This is a genomic window from Blastocatellia bacterium (genome assembly GCA_025055075.1).
In the GTDB taxonomy this organism is placed as follows: domain Bacteria; phylum Acidobacteriota; class Blastocatellia; order HR10; family HR10; genus HR10.
Map to the genome: position 1 here is coordinate 113,995 of JANWYV010000020.1, position 17,966 is coordinate 131,960.

Genomic DNA, 17,966 nt, shown 5'->3' on the forward strand with positions numbered 1-17,966 from the left:
GAGCAACCGAAAAGCGCGATCTCGGAGCGATCCCCCTACCGCTCGGCGCGATCGCTCAGCCGAGATCTTCCCGAAAGCCGTCGAACGTCTATGATCCGACGCGCTCGACGCGCTTCACGTGGATGCCCGTGAGGCCTCCCTTGCTATAGATCACTCCAGTTACCTTCACCCTCTCAGCGATGAAGTCGCGCAACTTCGCGTTGGGATTGGAGTGGTCCACGGGGAGCGAGAGGTACACCCGCCCCGTCTTCTCCTCCAAGATGGCGAGGGGGATCCCCTGCCGCACGCAATACTCGGCGCATCGGCGATGCGCCTTCCCCGTCGAGCCGTGGCTGAGATAGCACACGGGATCAATCACCTCGCCGACGATCGTCGTCTCGCGGCTTGTCCCCTGTCTCGAATGCGCGTGCTGTCCCCACGCATTCACGCCGACGATCATCGCGGTGCTGAAAAGTAGCAACGCCAGTGTCGTCTTCATCTCCTCCCTCCCATCCAGAAGAAATACCGACGCGCGCTCGCGAAGGCGAACAACGGCTCTCCATCACCGGCCCTCCTCGCCGACGCGAGGAACTATTCGATAGACCTTCCCCCACACGAAGTCATACACTTCGTCCGGCAAGCTCGCCTTCAGGTCGAACACATACGCGCGCGTCGGCCCACCGAACTCGGGTTCGTACGTCACAATCTCCAAGAGATACGGACCGAAGCGTCCCACGCGCTGAATATCCGACCACCGCCAGGAGCGCGAATCCCGAGGACGATCGCGCGAATCGTAGACGATTCGATCGGCGTAGACGCGAATCGTCCCTTGGCATCCGCCCAAACGATGGCGATGGCGCGCTGGGAATTCGTGAAGTGACTTCTCTTCAACAACGACGAAGCTCGTCGCCAGAGGTCGCGAGATGTGCGCTAACAAGAACGCGCTCACTTCCTCTGGGATCTCCGAAAGCGTCGTGAATCGAAAGACTCGATCTCGTCCTAACGTCCACCAGTGAGCCTCATACGTATGGAGGGTGATCTCTCGGCGAGAGGCGAGCACGATCAGGCGAACGTCCTCGAATGCCCAACGTCGCGCATGCTCAGAATGGGCAGTCCGATATTCGATGCCCTCGGAGGTGAGGATCAACTCTCCCTGACATGAACGCATCGCGTGATCATGCCGGGCGGGAAGGCGGAATTCCTGACTGCTTCCTGCTGCCGCGCGTCCCATCAGTAAGAGCGCGACGACAGCGATCATTCGCCACCGAGAACATAAGGCTCCCACCTCTCCGAAGACATAGAAGGGACGAACGAAGGATCGCCTTCTCTTCATCGCGAACGAGAGATGACCACTCCGCATCATGCTCATCCCTCCTTCTTCACATGGAAATGCCATCGCCAGAGGAAATAGATCGCCGGATACACGACCAACTCCATGACGAACGAGGTCAGGATCCCCCCGATCATGGGGGCAGCGATGCGCTTCATCACGTCGGCTCCCGTCCCCGTAGACCACATGATGGGGAGCAAGGCGATGAATGTCGTCGCCACGGTCATGAACTTCGGCCGCAACCGCTTCACCGCGCCATAGTGAATCGCCTCGCGCAAATGCTCTCGCGTTCGCATGAGCCCTCGGCGCCGCATCTCCTCATACGCGAGATCGAGATAGAGCAGCATGAAAACTCCCGTCTCCGCATCCACGCCGAGGAGGGCGATCAATCCCACCCAGACGGCGACGCTCATGTTGTAGTCCAAGAGATGGAGGAACCAGATGGCGCCGACGGCCGAGAATGGAACGGCGAGCATGACGATCATCGTCTTCGCCGTCGAGCGAGTGTTGAGATAGAGCAACAGGAAGATGAGGAAGAGCGTGACCGGCACGACGAGCTTCAGTCGTTCTTCGACGCGCTGCATGTATTCGTACTGACCACTCCAGATGAGCGTATAGCCGGGAGGCAGTGGGACCTTCTCCCGAACGATCCGCTTGGCCTCTTCCACATAGCCACCGATGTCGCGCCCGGAGACATCTACATAGACGTAACCACTCAAGCGGCCATTCTCATCGCGAATCATGCCGGGCCCAGACAGGAGCTTGATCTCGGCGATTTGGGCGAGCGGAATTTGCGCACCATGAGGAGTGGGCACGAGCACCCGAGCGAGCCGATCGAGCGTGCTGCGATAATCGCGCAAGTAGCGCACGTTGATCGGATATCGTTCCCGTCCCTCGACCGTCGTCGTGATATTCTCGCCGCCGATGGCGGACATGATGACCGTTTGCGCGTCCTCGACCGTCAACCCGTAGCGAGCCAACTCCTCGCGCTTCAGCGCGAAGTCGAGGAAGTACCCTCCGACCGTCCGTTCGGCGAAGACGCTCGTCGTGCCGGGGACATCCCGGAGCACCCTCTCGATGCGCTGACCGATCTCCTGAATGACGTTCAGATCGGGGCCGAGGATTTTGATCCCCACTGGCGTGCGCACCCCCGTCGTGAGCATGTCAATGCGCGCTTTGATCGGCATCGTCCAAGCATTGACGACGCCCGGAAGCTGCAGCGCTTCGTTCAACCCACCGGGGCCGTAGATCAGCTCCTCAGTGGTCTTCCGATCGGGCCAGATCCGTCGTAAAACGGCCTGTAGCCACTCGGGCGCCCAGCTCGAATACCACCGAGGCACTTTCGGCCATTGCTCGGGGGGCTTGAGCACGATGACCGTTTCGATCATCGAGAAAGGAGCTGGATCGGTCGCCGTCTCGGCGCGTCCTGCCTTGCCGAAGACTCGCTCGACTTCGGGGAACGATTTCAAGATCTTGTCCTGTACCTGCAGCAGCTTCTGCGCCTCCGTCACTGAGATGCCCGGCATCGTCGTCGGCATGTAGAGCAACACGCCTTCATCGAGCGGCGGCATGAACTCCGATCCGAGGCGGAAGAAGACGGGGATCGTCAGGAGGACGACGAGGGTCGCGCCGGCGATCGTCGCCCATGGATGTCGCAAGACCCATTCCACGACCGGATGATAAGCGCGCATCAGGAATCGGCTGATCGGATGCTTCTCCTCGCGGTGAATTTTTCCGACAAGAAGCGCATTGACGAGCCGACACAGCAAGTGCGGGCGAAAGGCGAATTCCCGCATATGCGTGAAGAGCAGCCGAATCGCCGGATCGAGCGTGATCGCGAGCACGGCAGCGATCGCCATGGCGAAGTTCTTCGTGAAGGCGAGCGGTCGGAAGAGCCGTCCCTCTTGCGCCTCCAGAGCGAAGACCGGCATGAACGAGACAGCGATCACCAAGAGCGTGAAGAAGCTCGGTCGGCCCACTTCCTTCACCGCGCGAAGGACGACCTCGCGGAAATCACCCGGGCGTCCAGCGGCGTCCCACTGCTCGAGTCGCTTGTGCGTCTGCTCGACGACGACGATTGCAGCATCCACCATCGCGCCGATGGCGATGGCGATTCCCCCAAGCGACATGATGTTGGCCGTGATCTTCATCCCATACATCGGGATGAATGACAGGATCACGGCGATGGGAATCGTGATGATGGGGATGATGGCGCTCGGGATATGCCAGAGGAAGAGGAGGATCACGACGCTCACGATCACCAGCTCTTCGATGAGCGTTCGCTTCAACGTCGCGATGGACCGGAGAATCAATTCCGACCGATCGTAGGTCGTGATGATCTTCACCCCTTCCGGGAGACTGCGTTCGATTTCAGCCAGCCGCGCCTTCACGCGCTCGATGACCTTCAGCGCGTTCTCGCCATACCGCATGATCACAATGCCGCCGACCGTCTCCCCTTCTCCATCCAGCTCGGCGACGCCGCGACGAATGTCCGGGCCCAAGGTGACCGTGCCGAGGTGCTTCACAAGGATGGGCGTCCCCGTCTCCGGATTGATCCCTACGACGAGATTCTCGACATCGCGAAGGGAACGGATATAGCCGCGACCGCGCACCATGTATTCGCGTCCCGAGAACTCGATGAGCCGCCCGCCCACATCGTTGTTCCCCTGACGAATGGCGCGCACGACAGCGTCTAGCGGGACGCGGTAAGCCAAGAGGGCATTAGGGTCGAGATTCACCTGGTACTGCCGAACGAAGCCGCCAACGGGAGCGACCTCAGCGACACCAGGAACTGCTTGGAGTTCATAGCGGAGATACCAATCCTGAAGAGCGCGGAGCTCGGCCAAATTCCGTTTTCCCGTCGTATCCACCAAAGCGTACTGGAAAACCCAACCAATGGCGGTGGCATCTTTGGCCAATTCCACCTGCACCCCATCGGGCAACTTCGGCAAAATGCTGCTCAGATATTCGAGCGTTCGCGACCGCACCCAATAGATGTCCGTCCCGTCCTCGAAGATCACGTACACGTAGGAGTAACCGAAGTCCGAGAATCCTCGAATATCTTTCACTCGCGGCAACCCGAGCAGTGAGCTGATGATCGGATAGGTGACCTGATCCTCGATGATGTCCGGACTGCGATCCCACCGGGAATAGATGATCACCTGCGTGTCCGAGAGATCGGGGATAGCATCCAGCGTGATGTTGCGCATCGCGTGGAAGCCAATGAGCAAAGCGATCCCGATGAGGAAAAGAATGAGAAACCTATTGCGCGCGCAGAATTCGATGACTCTCTCGATCATCGTCGCGTCTCCGAGTTCATGGCTTGTGCCCCGAAGGCTCGGGCGATGGCTTCGTGGACGTTGCGGGCGCGCGACCGTGCCCGGCATGACCGAGCCCTTGAAGAGCCGATTTGAGGCGGCTCTCGGAATCGATCAGGAAAGTCCCGGAGGTGACGATCCGCTCCCCAGCCCTGACCCCCTCCAAGATGACGTACCGATCTCCCACTCTCGGTCCCACGCGCACGCGACGCGGTTCAAAATATCCCCCCTCGTGAGCGACGAACAGGATTTGCTCATCGCCGGAATCGAGGACGGCGCTCTCGGGGACCCAGAGATGTCGCCCATAATTGACATGGATCTCGACGTTCGCGTACATGTCCGGTTTCAACACGAAGCCCGGATTCGGGAATTCCAAGCGAACCTTCACTGTGCGCGTCACATTGTCCACTTGTGGGGAGATGTAGCTGATCCGACCTCGAAAGACCTTGCCGGGGAAAGCGGAGGTCGTCATCGTCGCCGCTTGACCGACTCGAACCATTGGCACCTCGGACTCGTAGATGTCCGCCAGGACCCACACCGTCGAGAGATCAGCGATCACGTAGAGCTCCGTCTCCGGCGTCGCGCGCTGCCGCTCGAAAGCATTGCGCGCGAGGATGAACCCGCTCACCGGCGCGTAGAGCGTGAGCGCCCGCAACGGTTGACCGCGTTGGCGGATCCGCTGGATGTCGGCTTCCGGAATATCCCACAATTCCAATCGCCGCTTGCTCGCTTCATACAGCGAATCGGCGGCGGCAGCGATCTCCCGATACGCGCTTCGACCGAGCGTCTCTTTCGCTCGCAGCGCCAGCAAATATTCCTGCTGCGTGGCTACGAGCTCCGGGCTATACACTTCGACGAGAGGTTGTCCTTTCTGAACAAACTTCCCCACGTAATCCGCATGGACTCTCTCGATCCAACCTTCGATCTTAGGATGCACGCGGGCGATTTTTGTCTCGTCGTAGGTGATCTTCCCAACGGTCCGGATGGTATGAACGATGGGGCCGAACATCACCTCGCCGTAAGTGACACCGATGAGCTGTTGCTTGAGGGGGCTGATGTGCACGGTTCCCGGAGGAAGGGTCTCCTCCGCCGTTTCCCGGACACGTTCCTGAGATGCGTCCTTCGATGCGGATTCCAACGGCACGAGCGTCATCCCACAGACTGGACATTCGCCCAGTCGCTCGGACTTGTACTCGGGATGCATCGGGCAGTAGTAGATCGCCTCCGCAGTTGAGCGCGGAGTGATCTCATCGCGCGCCAACCATATCCCCAGCGGCGTTCGCCGCCACTCCTCGCGATACTGGTATGCGATCCCTCCTACAAGAAGCGCAAGAAGAAGGACACCGGCTCCCCAAAAGCGCCGTGAGCCGAAGCGCTTCTTCTGCTTCCCCCGCTCTCCTTGTGCTTCCTCGCCCTCGGAAGGTGTCCTCGGCGAAGGCCGATCCGTCTTTTCGCGTGTGGCCGAAGAGGCGTGAGCCGCCCACAGAACGTCCAAGGGGTCTTCCCCCGATGATTTCCAGGGCACGTGCGATTCTCTCTCCATCGTTTTCCTCCTCAGCGCTTAAGAGCCACTCATTCGGGAGGTTGGCTCGCGCCTTCATCTCACCAACTCTCTCCCGATGATGGGCTCGAGTTGAGCCAGCGACTTCTGAAAAGTGACGAGCTGTTCGTAATAGCTCGTCTCATAGTCGAGCACGGTGATGAGGCTCGTGATGAGCGTCAGGAAATCCACCGTCCCGACCTGATACGCCGCGATCGAAGACTCCAGTGCTAAGGTCGCTTGAGGGATGATTCCCTCCTCATAGAGTCGAAGAAGCCGATCGGCCGCCATCGCCATCAGATACAAATCCTTCACGCGGAAGAAGAGTTGCGCGCGGATCCCTTCGTGTCGCTGTCGGGCCTCGGCCCATTCAGCGCCAGCTTCTTCGAGCGCTGGCCGCTGCTTCCGCCAGAAATACAGAGGGAGTTTCACGCTCACGCTGAAGCCCCACATCTCCGGCATCGCCGGGCGCTGCATGTATTGGAAGCTCACGGCGAAATCCGGGTAGAACTCCTTCTGCGCGAGCGCGATCTGATAGTGGCGGCTGTCCATCACTCGCTCCTGTTGCTTCAGCTCAGGAGAAGCAGCCGCCATCCTGTATAGCTCCTCGAGCGAAAAAGTGAGCGATCCTCTTTTCACCTCGGTCGTCCGCCCAAGAGGCGCCTCCGGCGAGCGATTCAACAGAGCGTTGATGAGCGCGACAGTACTTGCTCGTCGCCGCTCCAGAACTGTCAGCCGCTCCAACAGGATCGAAATCTCCGTTTGCGCCTTGAGGACATCCGCTTGCGCAGCCTTCCCCACCTGATAGCGCGCCTCAGCGATCTTGAGGAATTGTTCAAGCAGACCCTTGACCCGTTGGACGATCTCCAGGGACTTGTCCACGAGGTACAACTCGTAATAGGCCACCTTCAGCTCGGAAATCACGCGGCGCCAGATTTGCTCGTAGTTCCACCGCTCGGCTTCCGCCTCCAAAGCAGCGATCTTCCCCCGGAGGGCGAGCTTTCCAGGGAATGGGATCTCCTGCATGATGCTCACTGTGCGCGCACTGGATGGATCTCCGACCTGAACGGAGAACGGCAGCAAATTCCCCACCGAGGCGATCGAAAGCGTGGGTTCCGGTGGTGTCGACATCTGCGGGATGCGCGCCAGGCGGGCCTCATATCGCCGCCGCGCTTCGAGGATCTCCGGATTAGCGCGCAATGCCTCGGCGATCAACTCGTCGAGCGTGACGAGGGGTTGTTCCACGGACGAAGCGTCCACCCTCCTCCCCTCGTGCGTTTGCGACGCGAAGTTCATCGAGAGATTCGGCCTCGCCCTTTCCCTCTTAACGCTCATCAACGATTCGATCGATTGTCCGTAGCGAAGCGGCGCGCAAACGCCGATGAGGAGGATGCTGATCACTCCCTTTACTTTCCAACGGTTGGAGCGGTGGGGAGGGCACCGATTGTCATCGGTTCGTCTGGCCTCGCCGAAAGTCTCTGCGCTCGTGCGTCTTTTCATTCTCTCGCCTCCGAACTCAAGGAATCCACTGCGCGCTCTCCGCACGCGCGATGGGAGAAGAGCTTCAAAAAAAGAGGGAAGCGGGGATCGCCGCGCGAAGACGGCCGATCACCTGGAGCGTGGTGAAGACGCTAAATGCGCAGGACGGCGAAGCGCAAATAAATCGGAGGAGCGATCGAAGAGAAGTCGTCTGAAGAGATGCGCCATCTCACGGGAGGAGGGATCCCGTCAGGAACGATATCGGTCGAACGTCCTCCCTCCCTCTCCTGAAGGGAGGTGGCTGAAGATGGTGGGATCATCTCGCCCGACGTTCCTGTCGGCGCTGAATTGAGGAAACAACATGGACGAGCCCCCATCTCCTGCCAGGCAGGAACGGGCATCCCTTGAGGGATCTCACACGCCATCGGGCGCACAAGGCGCCGCGATTCGGACTGGGCAGGACGATCACAACAGCAGCGGATCAGAGGGATGGCGCACAACGATCGCGCACACAAGACCATCTCTTGTCCCGCGCCCCCGCTGGCGAGGAGTAATAGAACGATGGTGAAGGCTCGTTTCATCGCGAGGCGAAATTGTATCCCCTCGCTGCTTCTTCCGTCAAGTTTCGATGCGCAGGGGGTGGTAACTCGCGAGGTTCCTGCAGGGGAGATTGCCGCCGCCGTAACCTCGCAGTTATAATGTGAGCGCGTTTATGCGCATCACGAAGGTGTACACGCGAACAGGTGATCGAGGAGAGACTTCGCTCGTCGGCGGCCGACGTGTGCGAAAGGATTCTGCACGCGTGGAGGCCTATGGAGATGTAGATGAGTTGAATTCGCTCCTTGGCGTCGTGCGAGCCCACATGGGGGATTCTCCGGTGAATCGGCTCCTGGCCGAGGTTCAGAATGAGCTGTTCACAGTGGGCGCGGATCTGGCCAGCCCATTGGAGATCAAAGCTCCGCGGATTGAGCCGGATCATATCGCGCGCCTAGAGCAGGCCATAGATGAATGGAACAGCACGCTTCCTCCCCTGCGGGAATTCATTCTTCCGGGGGGCGCCGTGCCGGGCGCTTTGCTTCATCTGGCGCGCACCGTCGCCCGTCGCGCCGAACGGCGCGTCGTGCGGCTGGCGGCCGAGGAACCGATCAACGAACACGTCCTCGTCTATTTGAACCGCCTCTCCGATCTCCTCTTTGTCCTGGCGCGCGTGGTCAATCGCGAGCTTCGGGCGATGGAAGAGGAAGCGAGCTTTGGATCCCCACGGTCCTCTACACCCCCTTCCTCTTGAGCTCGTCGCGGGAAGCTCGCTTCTCTCGGGGTGATCGGGAGATTGCGACGAAGGCGGCCGGCATTGACGACGCACGGCTGATGAGCGATGACGAACGAGCGACGGTGGGTTCGCATCGGAGTCACCGTGGACGAGGATGGCGCGTGCGCCGTAGCGCTCGATCATGAGACGTTGGAGGTGATCGCCGCTCATCACGCGCGCTCGCAAGACCCCGCAGGGTCATCTGCGACATGGGCGCTTCGCGCCGAAGTGATTCGGCAAGTTCTTCATGCCCTCCTCTCGAAAGGCGATTTTTCTCCAGAACGCGTGCTCTGCCTCTCGTTGGGGACGACTTTCGGCGTGGACGCGGCCTTACAAGCCCGCCCAACGCGCATTGGACTTTTGGATCTTGATCCGCCGATGATGCCCCAACGGAGTGAAGAAGAAACAACGTCGCTGCTATCTGGATGTTCGGCGTCCGTCGTGCGCTTGACTGCGCGTTCGCACAATCTGGAGGAGGACGGACTCGACGCACTCTACGTCCTCCGCGCGCGCGAAGCAACAGGGATCGTCCTCAACCCAAGTGAGCGCTCCAACGTCCATGCGGTAGAGGCGCTTCTTGAATTCCGCTCGCGCTTTGGTCTGCCGATGTGCAGCGTCTCGGAGTTCTCCGCGGATGCGGATCCGACGCTTCGGCTTCACGCGGCGATCGGCTTGGTGACGGCTCTGGGCGAGGTCTTCCAGATAGGAGAACTTCTCACCCGAAGCGCGCGACGCATAGGGCTTCGCGCGCCGCTCTTCCTCGTTCGCAATGACGGGGGACTGGCTTCGTGGAAGGCGCTCCTTCGCCGTCCCACCCTTGGCTTTCTCTCTGGGCCCGTCGCCAACATCCTCGGTGCGCTTCGTCGAGCGAAAGCTCGAGATGGGGTTCTCATCCAAATGGGGCGAAGCTCCACACATATCGCGATGATCCACCAGGGACGTCCGCTGGGGGGAAATGCCGAACTGGCGCACAAGCGAGTACCTCTGCGGGCGTTCGAACTCCTTTCGCTTCCGATAGGAAGCGGGAGCGTGGTGAGATTTCAACGGGGGACGATCGCGGGCGTCGGCCCATGGAGCGCCGCGGGACTAGGGATTGCCCCGGCTCGGGAAGCGCCGCAAGAATTGCTAGGAAGCGCGCGCGTGACGGTATTCGCCCCGGCGCCCGGGCACGCGGAGGAGCTTTTGCTGCTGATCACCTCCGATGGACGCCGATACGCGCTCACTGTGGGAGACGCTGCGCTTTGCTTGGGACTCTTGGAATCCAATGCGATGGACGAGCGACGAGCGACTGCTCGAAAGGCCTTCGAGAGCCTCGCGGCGCGACTTGCGCTCGCTCCCGAAGATGTGGCCGAGTTAGTTCTCGAACGCGCGACACAAGCGCTCGCGAATGCGGTTCGACAAGTCTTGCATCGGCGCCCGCTATTCCCTCCTCCGTCACTCATCGGGATAGGGGCATCGGCTCCACTCTTCCTCCCCCTTCTTGCGCAGCGGCTCGGGCTCTCCTCCGTTCTCCTTGAGCACAGCGAGCTAATGGGCGCATTCGGCGCGGCATGTGCTGACCTTCAAGAGACGATCGAACGATCGCTCGCGCGACCGGAGGAAATGGAACGCTTGCGCCGAGAAGCCGAACACGCCCTTCTCGCATCTGGCGCCGAACGCTCATCGCTTGTGGCAGACGCTCATTGGGATCCGCAAACCTCGCGGGCGCGCCTTATAGTGATAGGGCGAGTGAGCCCATATCCTGAGCTTCCCACTCCCCGCGTGACGCCGGATCAGCGATGGACTCTTGCCGCCCGCTTGATGGGCGTCCCGGAAGATCGCGTGGAGTTGGTGGCGGAAACCGAGGAATTCGAAATCTACCGAGGGCGCGCGACCGTTGGTCGCTTCTTCAAATGGCGAGGGACTGCGACGACGAAAGCCTGTATTTGCGACAAGGAAGGGAACGTGACGCTTGCGCTGGAAGAAGCGACGATCCTCACAACGACCGTCGCGGAGATAGCGAGCGTTCTCGCGCACTTGTTCGAGGACGAGCAAACGGCCGCCCGCACGATGCAGCTGTACCTATTGGCTGCAATGCAACTGCTTGATCTCTCGCGCGCAGCCTCTCGAGATCAAGCCCAACGATGGGCTGAACGCGCCTTGTGCGGCCTTTCGCCCACAGAGCCGGTCTTTCTGGTCAGAGGATACCGCCGAGCATGAATCTTTCTCATCCGCGCCCGGGCTGATGGCGAAGGCCTCTCGCGTCGTGTGCGCGCTGATCTTCCGTTGACAAATTCCCGGCATGCCGCGTACCATGCGCGTCCTTGCCCGAACCCGCTTTGGAAAGGAGGAGGTTCGAGATGAGCGATGAGCGAGCCATCATCGGCGTCGACATCGGGGGAACGAAGATCGCCACCGGAATCGTTTGCGGCACGCGCGTTCTGGAACGCGTCTTCCTTCCCACACTGGCGGATCGGTCGAAGGAAGAGGTGTTGCATCAAGTCTTCGCCTCTGTGGACCTCGTCCTCGAACGCGCGAGCCATCGCATCGAACAGATTGATGGCATCGGCGTCGTCGCTCCTGGCCCTCTCGATCCTCGAACGGGCACATTGCTTTATTCCCCGAACATCCCGGCCTTGAAGGATGTCCCCATCGTTCGCCTCATGCGCGAGCGCTACGGCCGTCCCGTGCGCATTGAAAACGACGCGAACGCCGCTGGACTGGCCGAGGCCCTCTTTGGAGCGGGCGCCGGATACGAGCACGTCTTCTACGTCACCGTGAGCACTGGGATCGGAACGGGCGTCATCCTCGGCGGCAAGATCTATGGGGGACGAACCGGCATGGCTGTCGAGGCCGGACATGTCACCATTGACTACGATGGACCGCTCTGCAACTGTGGCCATCGGGGATGCATCGAAGCCTTCGCTTCGGGCACGGCCATCACCCGACGGACGAAGGAGAAGCTGCGTCAAGCGATGGTCCCCTCGCTCCTCCATGATCTCGTCGCTGGGGATCTGGAGGCCATCACGCCCATCGTCGTGGGTGAAGCCGCCCGACGAGGAGACCCGCTCGCTCTGGAGGTCGTCGAGGAGACGGCGCGTTTTCTAAGCATTTGGCTTGGGGGGATGATCAACGTCTTCGATCCCGATATCATCGTCTTAGGCGGAGGCGTCTCGCAATGGGGCGATCTCTTGTTCTCCCGTCTGCGCCAGCTCACGCCGATGTATTCGATCCTCCCGCGCGCGGCTGAGATCGCCATTGTCCCTACCCGCTTGGAAGCGGATGTCGGCATTCTCGGAGCCGCTGCACTTTTCGCTTCCACGTGAGCCCATGGCTCACAATTTCAAACTCACCGAGAGGCCATCGCGCAGAGGGATGATCGTCGTCAACAAGTCCGGCGATGAGAAGAGCAGCCGATTGAACTCGCGAATGGCCGCGGTCTCCCGATCAGTCTCCCCACGCGCGACGCGCCCGCTCCACAAGACATTGTCGGCCACCAAGAGACCACCGCGTCGCAACCGCGGCACGGCCTTGCGAAAGACGTCCGGATATTGATGCTTGTCCACGTCGTTGAAGATCAGATCGAACTGTCCCTCCACCTGGTCCAGGAGCAGCAACGCATCGCCGACTAGAATCCGGACTCGATCGGCGACGCCCGCACGCCGAAAATACCCGAGCGCTTCGCGCGCATTGGTCGGATTGTTATCGGTGTAATACACGACCCCATCCTCGGGGACGGCCAAAGCCAGCCAGATCGTCGAGTATCCGATCGCCGATCCCATCTCGAAGATCCGCCGTGCGCCAATCATGCGCGCCAATTGGTGCAACCATCGGCCCACGATCGGACCGACGATGGGAATACGCCGCCGATGGGCTACCTCCTCCTGCTCGAGGAGTACATCGAGGCGATCGGGAGAGAAACTCTCGATGTATCGAGCGACGTCTTCGTAAAGGATGCCCATGCCCCCTCCTCCCCGCTGATTCTCAGAGCCCGAATGACCTCACCAGCGTCCCGCCGAATGCCGCAAGGAAATACCTTGGCAGAAGCTCCTTCCGAGAGCAAGGAGGTGAAGATCGTCTCCAAACCGCGAGGAGGAGATCGTGGAGACCACTCCTTCGTTGTCCTCGCCGCGTATGTCTGCTGAAGTCCAGAAGCAATTCACGCCGAAGTCGTACGGGCCTTCATTCCCATGATACCTTCGCGAAGCGTTCGCCCCACCTTCTCAATTAGCAATTCGGCCTCTCGTCGGCGATAGGCCGCGAGGCTCGGCCGTCCGGCTTGATTCTCCAGGATCCACTCTCGGGCGAACGTCCCGTTTTGAATCTCGGCGAGGATCCGTCGCATCTCTGCGCGCACTTGTTCGTTAATGATTCGCGGTCCCCGCGTGTAGTCTCCGTATTCGGCCGTGTCGCTGATGGAATAACGCATGTAGGCCAAGCCGCCTTCGTAAATCAAATCCACGATTAGCTTCAGCTCGTGCAGGCATTCGAAATAAGCGACCTCCGGCTGATACCCGGCCTCCACCAGCGTCTCAAATCCCGCCTTGATCAGTGCCGTCACACCGCCGCAGAGCACAGTCTGCTCGCCGAACAAATCCGTCTCCGTTTCTTCTCGAAACGTCGTCTCGATGACTCCCGCTCGCGTCGCGCCGATCCCTTTAGCGTAAGCCAGAGCCAACTCCTTGGCCTGCCCCGAGGCATTTTGATGTACGGCCAGAAGTGCCGGCACCCCCTGTCCCTCCAGGAACAATTCGCGCAGTCGGTGCCCCGGTCCCTTCGGGGCCACCATCGCAACGTCCACATCCGGCGGCGGCACGATCTGGTTGTAGTGCACGTTGAACCCGTGCGCGAACAAGAGCATTTTCCTTGACCGCAAGGCTGGAGCGATCGCTTGCTCGTATACCTCTCGTTGCGCGGGGTCCGGCACAAGGAGCATGATGAGATCGCCCCGCTCGGCTGCTTCCTCGACCGGCAGGACAGTGAGCCCCTCCGCTTCCGCCTTCGCCCAAGATCGGCTCCCTCGATACAAGCCCACGATCACCGCTTGCCCATTGTCGCGCAAGTTCAGTGCATGGGCATGCCCTTGACTTCCATAACCGATGATCGCGATCGTCTTCCCTGAGAGAAGCCGCAGATCCGCGTCCTTCTCGTAGTAGATCTTCGCCATCGAATCTTCCCTCCTCGCAAAAGATCGCAGGGATGCGCTCATCCCCGCGCCATGGCCACTTTCCCCGATCTCACCAGTTCCAGAATCCCATACTTCTCGAAGACGCGAATGAAGGCCTCCAGCTTCTCCTCATCTCCCGTCAGCTCCAGCACGTAGGACTGCGGCGAGACATCTACGACGCGCGCTCGAAAGATCTCCGCTTCCTTGAGCAACTCCAGCTTCTGTCCCGACTCATGCCGCACCTTCAACAGCAACAACTCCCGCTCGACAGCATTCCGCGTGTCCACGGCCGTCACAGTCACCACATCCACTAAGCGATCGAGCAGCCTCAGCAATTTCTCCAACGCCGCATCTTCCAGGTCCACGACGATCGTCATGTGCGAGAGCGTCGGATCATCTGTTCGCGCTACCGTCAGGCTCTCGATGTTGATGCCTCGCGCGCTGAATAATCCCGTGATCCGCGCGAGAGCCCCTGGCTTGTTCTCGACCGTCAGGACGATCGTCCGAATCATACTAGGCGATCGACTCCTTGCTATCGGCAATCGTTCGAGTCCCTATCGGTCCGACGATCATCTCCGTGATCGCCGCCCCAGGCGGGACCATGGGATAAACGTTCTCCTCGGCGGCCACATGCACGTCGAAGAGAATAGGCTCGCTCGAGAGCAACTCTTGCTCCAAGAGGTCGGCCAGATCTCCCGGCTGCCGCACCGTATATCCCCGTAGTCCGTAGGCCTCCGCGATCTTCGCGTAATCGGGCGAAACGCGCAGATCGCTCGCCGAATATCGGCCATTGTAGAAGATCTCTTGCCACTGCCGCACCATCCCCAGATAAAAGTTGTTGAGGATGACGATCTTCAATGGGATGCGATGTTCCGCCACCACGGCCAGCTCCTGCATCGTCATCTGGAAGCTCCCATCCCCACAGATAGCAATGATCGGCCGATCCGGACGCGCGAACCACGCGCCAATAGCTGCGGGCAATCCAAATCCCATCGCGCCCAATCCTCCCGAAGTGATCCACGTCCGCGGATGCTTGAACCGATAATATTGCGCCGCCCACATCTGATGTTGCCCCACGTCGGTCGTCAGGATCGCCTCCCCCTGCGTGATCCGCGAGATCTCTTCGATCACCCACTGCGGCTTGATCACCCGCTCGTCGAAGTCGTAACGAAACGGATGGGTGCGCTTCCACTCGGCGATCTGCTCCAACCACGCTTGCCGCTCGGCCTCCCACGACGACGTCCGATGTTCCGCAAGCAATTGCTCCAACTCCGAATTCAAGACCGAGAGGACGCGGCGCGCATCCCCCACGATCGAGATGTCCACGCGCACATTCTTGTTGATCTCGGCCGGATCAATGTCAATGTGAATCTTCCGCGCCTCGGGCGCGAACGCCGCGATCTTCCCCGTCACTCGATCGTCGAAGCGCACGCCGATGGCGATCAGCAAATCGCACCGGCTGACGGCCATGTTCGCATACCAACTCCCGTGCATGCCCAGCATCGCGAGCGAGAGGGGATGCTCCGTCGGGAAGCCCCCGAGCCCCATGAGGGTCGTCGCTACCGGAATCCGCCCCACCTCCGCCAGTCGTCGCAGCTCCGCCGCGCCCTCGGAAGCGATGACTCCACCTCCGGCATAAATGACCGGACGTTTCGACTCCCAAATCGCTCGTACCGCTTGCCGGATCGCCTCAGGATCGCCGTCGAGGATCGGCCGATACCCCCGCAGCTTCACCTTTTCCGGATAGACGAATTCGCATTCGCTCAATTGAATGTCCTTGGGCAAATCCACAAGAACCGGCCCGGGCCGCCCCGTCCGCGCCAGATAGAACGCCTCCCGAATGGTGGAGGCTAAATCCTCCGTGCGCAACACCAAATAGTTGTGCTTCGTACAGGGCCGCGTGATGCCCACCACGTCCGCCTCTTGAAAGGCATCGGTTCCGATCAACGTCGAGGGCACTTGTCCCGTAAAAACGACCATTGGGACCGAATCCATGAAGGCGCTGGCGATGCCTGTCACCAGATTCGTCGCTCCAGGCCCAGAAGTCGCCATCGCCACGCCCACGCGTCCTGACGCCCGCGCATATCCATCGGCCGCGTGCGCCGCCGCTTGCTCGTGCCGCATGAGAATGTGTCGGACCTCTGCATCATAAAGCCGGTCATAAATCGGCAAAATCGCTCCTCCCGGATGCCCGAAGACGACCTTCACGCCCTCTCGGCGCAGGCATTCGACGAAGATCTCCGTCCCTTTCATCCTCATATCGTCATTCTCCTTCCACCTCGCACCGGTGAGAGAGGGGATAGTGTAGCGATCGCCGCGGCATTTGTAAAATTTATTCTTTTTCTGGCGGAATCACCGATTCTTATGACCTGATGCGCCCTCCCCTTCGCAGCGATTCTCTGGTACACTTTCGCCGAAACGGAGGATGGGGACATGCGCATCGTCATTGGAGCCGATCATGCCGGTTTCGAGCTGAAGCGGGCGCTCGCCGCCTACGTGCGCGAGCTGGGCCACGAAGTGGAAGATCTCGGAACAGAGAGCGCGGATCCGGTGGACTATCCCGATTACGCCGAAGCCGTCGCTCTCGCGGTGCGCGAAGGGCGTGCTGAGCGCGGTATTCTCATCTGCGGGAGCGGAGTGGGTGCCTCGGTCGCTGCGAACAAGGTGCCGGGAATTCGCGCAGGTCTCTGTCACGATACGTATTCGGCACGCCAAGGCGTCGAGCACGATGACCTCAACGTGCTGGTGCTCGGCGCGCGCGTCATCGGATTGGAACTGGCGAAAGAACTCGTGCGGGCGTTCTTGGAAGCGCGCTTCAGCAACGAGGAACGCCATCGCCGTCGCTTGGAGAAGCTGCGTCGGCTCGAAGCCCGGTTCTTGAAGGCCGACGAGGAACGATGCGATCGTGCGCGATGACGTATCGAACGCTGATCCCGACCTCGCTGCTCAGTCAACATCTCGACGACCCAGCGTGGGTGATCGTGGACTGCCGCTTCGCGCTCGACGATCCGACGCGCGGCGAGCGCGACTACGAACAAGGGCATATCCCGAGTGCTGTTTATGCGCATTTGGAACGAGATCTCACGGGCACGATCATCCCCGGGAAGACCGGACGCCATCCCTTGCCTTCCATCGAGCATTTGGTCGAGCGCTTCAGTGCGTGGGGCATTGACGCAAATGTCCAAGTCATCGCTTATGACGACAGCGGAGGTTCGACGGCAGCGCGGCTATGGTGGTTGCTGCGATGGCTCGGCCATGAAGCGGTCGCCGTGCTCGATGGCGGTTGGTCAGTGTGGCGCGCTGAAGGTCGTCCCTTTCGTCGCGGACATGAGCGGCGTTCCCCCCGCCGCTTCATCCCGCGTCCACGACCTGAGCTTGTGGCGAGCGTCGAAGACGTTTTGATGGCCTTGAAGGACCCGAGCTACCGCTTGGTTGATGCGCGGAGCCCGGAACGCTATCGAGGTGAGCATGAGCCGATTGATCCCGTAGCCGGACATATTCCCGGAGCCATCTGCGCCCCGTACTTCGAGAACCTCGATGCCCGAGGTTTCTTTCGCCCCGCGGACGAATTGCGCGCGCGATTTGAGCAAATTCTCGGTGGAATCCCTCCCTCACGCGCGATCTTTTACTGCGGCTCCGGCGTGACAGCAGCGCATAATCTGTTAGCGCTCTTGCATGCGGGCTTGGGAGAAGCGCGACTCTATCCTGGCTCCTGGAGCGAATGGATTACCGATCCCACGCGTCCGATCGAACGATCGCTCCCTGAGCGTTCCGAAAGCATGTGATCCGCGAGGACGATGACCGCGCCCGCGCGCATTTGCGCGGTCGTCGAGGAAGGCGATACACTAACGGCTCATATCTCGCGC

14 protein-coding genes are annotated in these 17,966 nt (G+C 60.5%); 5 read left to right on the forward strand and 9 right to left on the reverse strand.

Features of this window, described 5'->3' with window-relative positions:
- Positions 1 to 88 precede the first annotated feature (88 nt).
- From NZ746_05525 to NZ746_05545, 5 genes are all read right to left on the reverse strand, one after another.
- Positions 89 to 478 carry a hypothetical protein gene (locus NZ746_05525; protein MCS6816822.1) on the reverse strand — a complete coding sequence of 130 codons (390 nt, stop codon included), beginning with the start codon at positions 476 to 478 and terminating at the stop codon, positions 89 to 91.
- A gap of 63 nt (positions 479 to 541) precedes the next feature.
- Positions 542 to 1,342, reverse strand: coding sequence for a hypothetical protein (locus NZ746_05530; GenBank protein ID MCS6816823.1), 801 nt, complete (start codon positions 1,340 to 1,342; stop codon positions 542 to 544).
- A gap of 2 nt (positions 1,343 to 1,344) precedes the next feature.
- Positions 1,345 to 4,608: a CusA/CzcA family heavy metal efflux RND transporter gene (locus NZ746_05535; GenBank protein ID MCS6816824.1), complete on the reverse strand. Its 3,264-nt coding sequence runs from the start codon at positions 4,606 to 4,608 to the stop codon at positions 1,345 to 1,347.
- 16 nt (positions 4,609 to 4,624) lie between these two features.
- Positions 4,625 to 6,169 carry an efflux RND transporter periplasmic adaptor subunit gene (locus tag NZ746_05540; protein ID MCS6816825.1) on the reverse strand — a complete coding sequence of 515 codons (1,545 nt, stop codon included), beginning with the start codon at positions 6,167 to 6,169 and terminating at the stop codon, positions 4,625 to 4,627.
- 54 nt (positions 6,170 to 6,223) lie between these two features.
- Positions 6,224 to 7,426 carry a TolC family protein gene (locus NZ746_05545; protein MCS6816826.1) on the reverse strand — a complete coding sequence of 401 codons (1,203 nt, stop codon included), beginning with the start codon at positions 7,424 to 7,426 and terminating at the stop codon, positions 6,224 to 6,226.
- A 931-nt stretch (positions 7,427 to 8,357) separates the two neighbouring features.
- Between NZ746_05545 and NZ746_05550 the strand changes: the two genes are divergently transcribed.
- From NZ746_05550 to NZ746_05560, 3 genes are all read left to right on the forward strand, one after another.
- Positions 8,358 to 8,933, forward strand: coding sequence for a cob(I)yrinic acid a,c-diamide adenosyltransferase (locus tag NZ746_05550; protein ID MCS6816827.1), 576 nt, complete (start codon positions 8,358 to 8,360; stop codon positions 8,931 to 8,933).
- Between the two features lie 87 nt (positions 8,934 to 9,020).
- On the forward strand, positions 9,021 to 11,153 hold the full coding sequence (locus tag NZ746_05555) for a hypothetical protein (protein ID MCS6816828.1): 2,133 nt from the start codon (positions 9,021 to 9,023) through the stop codon (positions 11,151 to 11,153).
- A 140-nt stretch (positions 11,154 to 11,293) separates the two neighbouring features.
- Entirely contained in the window at positions 11,294 to 12,259 is a 966-nt protein-coding gene (locus NZ746_05560; protein MCS6816829.1) for an ROK family protein, read from the forward strand.
- Between the two features lie 9 nt (positions 12,260 to 12,268).
- Here NZ746_05560 and NZ746_05565 read toward each other — a convergent pair whose 3' ends face one another.
- The 4 genes from NZ746_05565 to ilvB all read right to left on the reverse strand — a co-directional run bounded on the left by NZ746_05565 (position 12,269) and on the right by ilvB (position 16,359).
- The gene (locus tag NZ746_05565) at positions 12,269 to 12,895 is read right to left on the reverse strand and encodes an O-methyltransferase (protein ID MCS6816830.1); all 627 of its coding nucleotides are present in this window, start codon (positions 12,893 to 12,895) and stop codon (positions 12,269 to 12,271) included.
- A gap of 197 nt (positions 12,896 to 13,092) precedes the next feature.
- Complete coding sequence (ilvC, locus tag NZ746_05570) at positions 13,093 to 14,100, reverse strand: ketol-acid reductoisomerase (protein ID MCS6816831.1); 1,008 nt, start codon at positions 14,098 to 14,100, stop codon at positions 13,093 to 13,095.
- A gap of 38 nt (positions 14,101 to 14,138) precedes the next feature.
- Positions 14,139 to 14,612: an acetolactate synthase small subunit gene (gene ilvN / locus NZ746_05575; GenBank protein MCS6816832.1), complete on the reverse strand. Its 474-nt coding sequence runs from the start codon at positions 14,610 to 14,612 to the stop codon at positions 14,139 to 14,141.
- 1 nt (position 14,613) lies between these two features.
- On the reverse strand, positions 14,614 to 16,359 hold the full coding sequence (gene ilvB, locus NZ746_05580) for a biosynthetic-type acetolactate synthase large subunit (GenBank protein MCS6816833.1): 1,746 nt from the start codon (positions 16,357 to 16,359) through the stop codon (positions 14,614 to 14,616).
- Between the two features lie 174 nt (positions 16,360 to 16,533).
- Between ilvB and rpiB the strand changes: the two genes are divergently transcribed.
- Positions 16,534 to 17,016: a ribose 5-phosphate isomerase B gene (gene rpiB, locus NZ746_05585; GenBank protein ID MCS6816834.1), complete on the forward strand. Its 483-nt coding sequence runs from the start codon at positions 16,534 to 16,536 to the stop codon at positions 17,014 to 17,016.
- Positions 17,013 to 17,885 (forward strand): sulfurtransferase, encoded by an 873-nt coding sequence (locus NZ746_05590; protein ID MCS6816835.1) that lies wholly within the window; start codon positions 17,013 to 17,015, stop codon positions 17,883 to 17,885. Before rpiB ends, NZ746_05590 begins: the two co-directional genes overlap by 4 nt.
- Positions 17,886 to 17,966 lie beyond the last annotated feature (81 nt).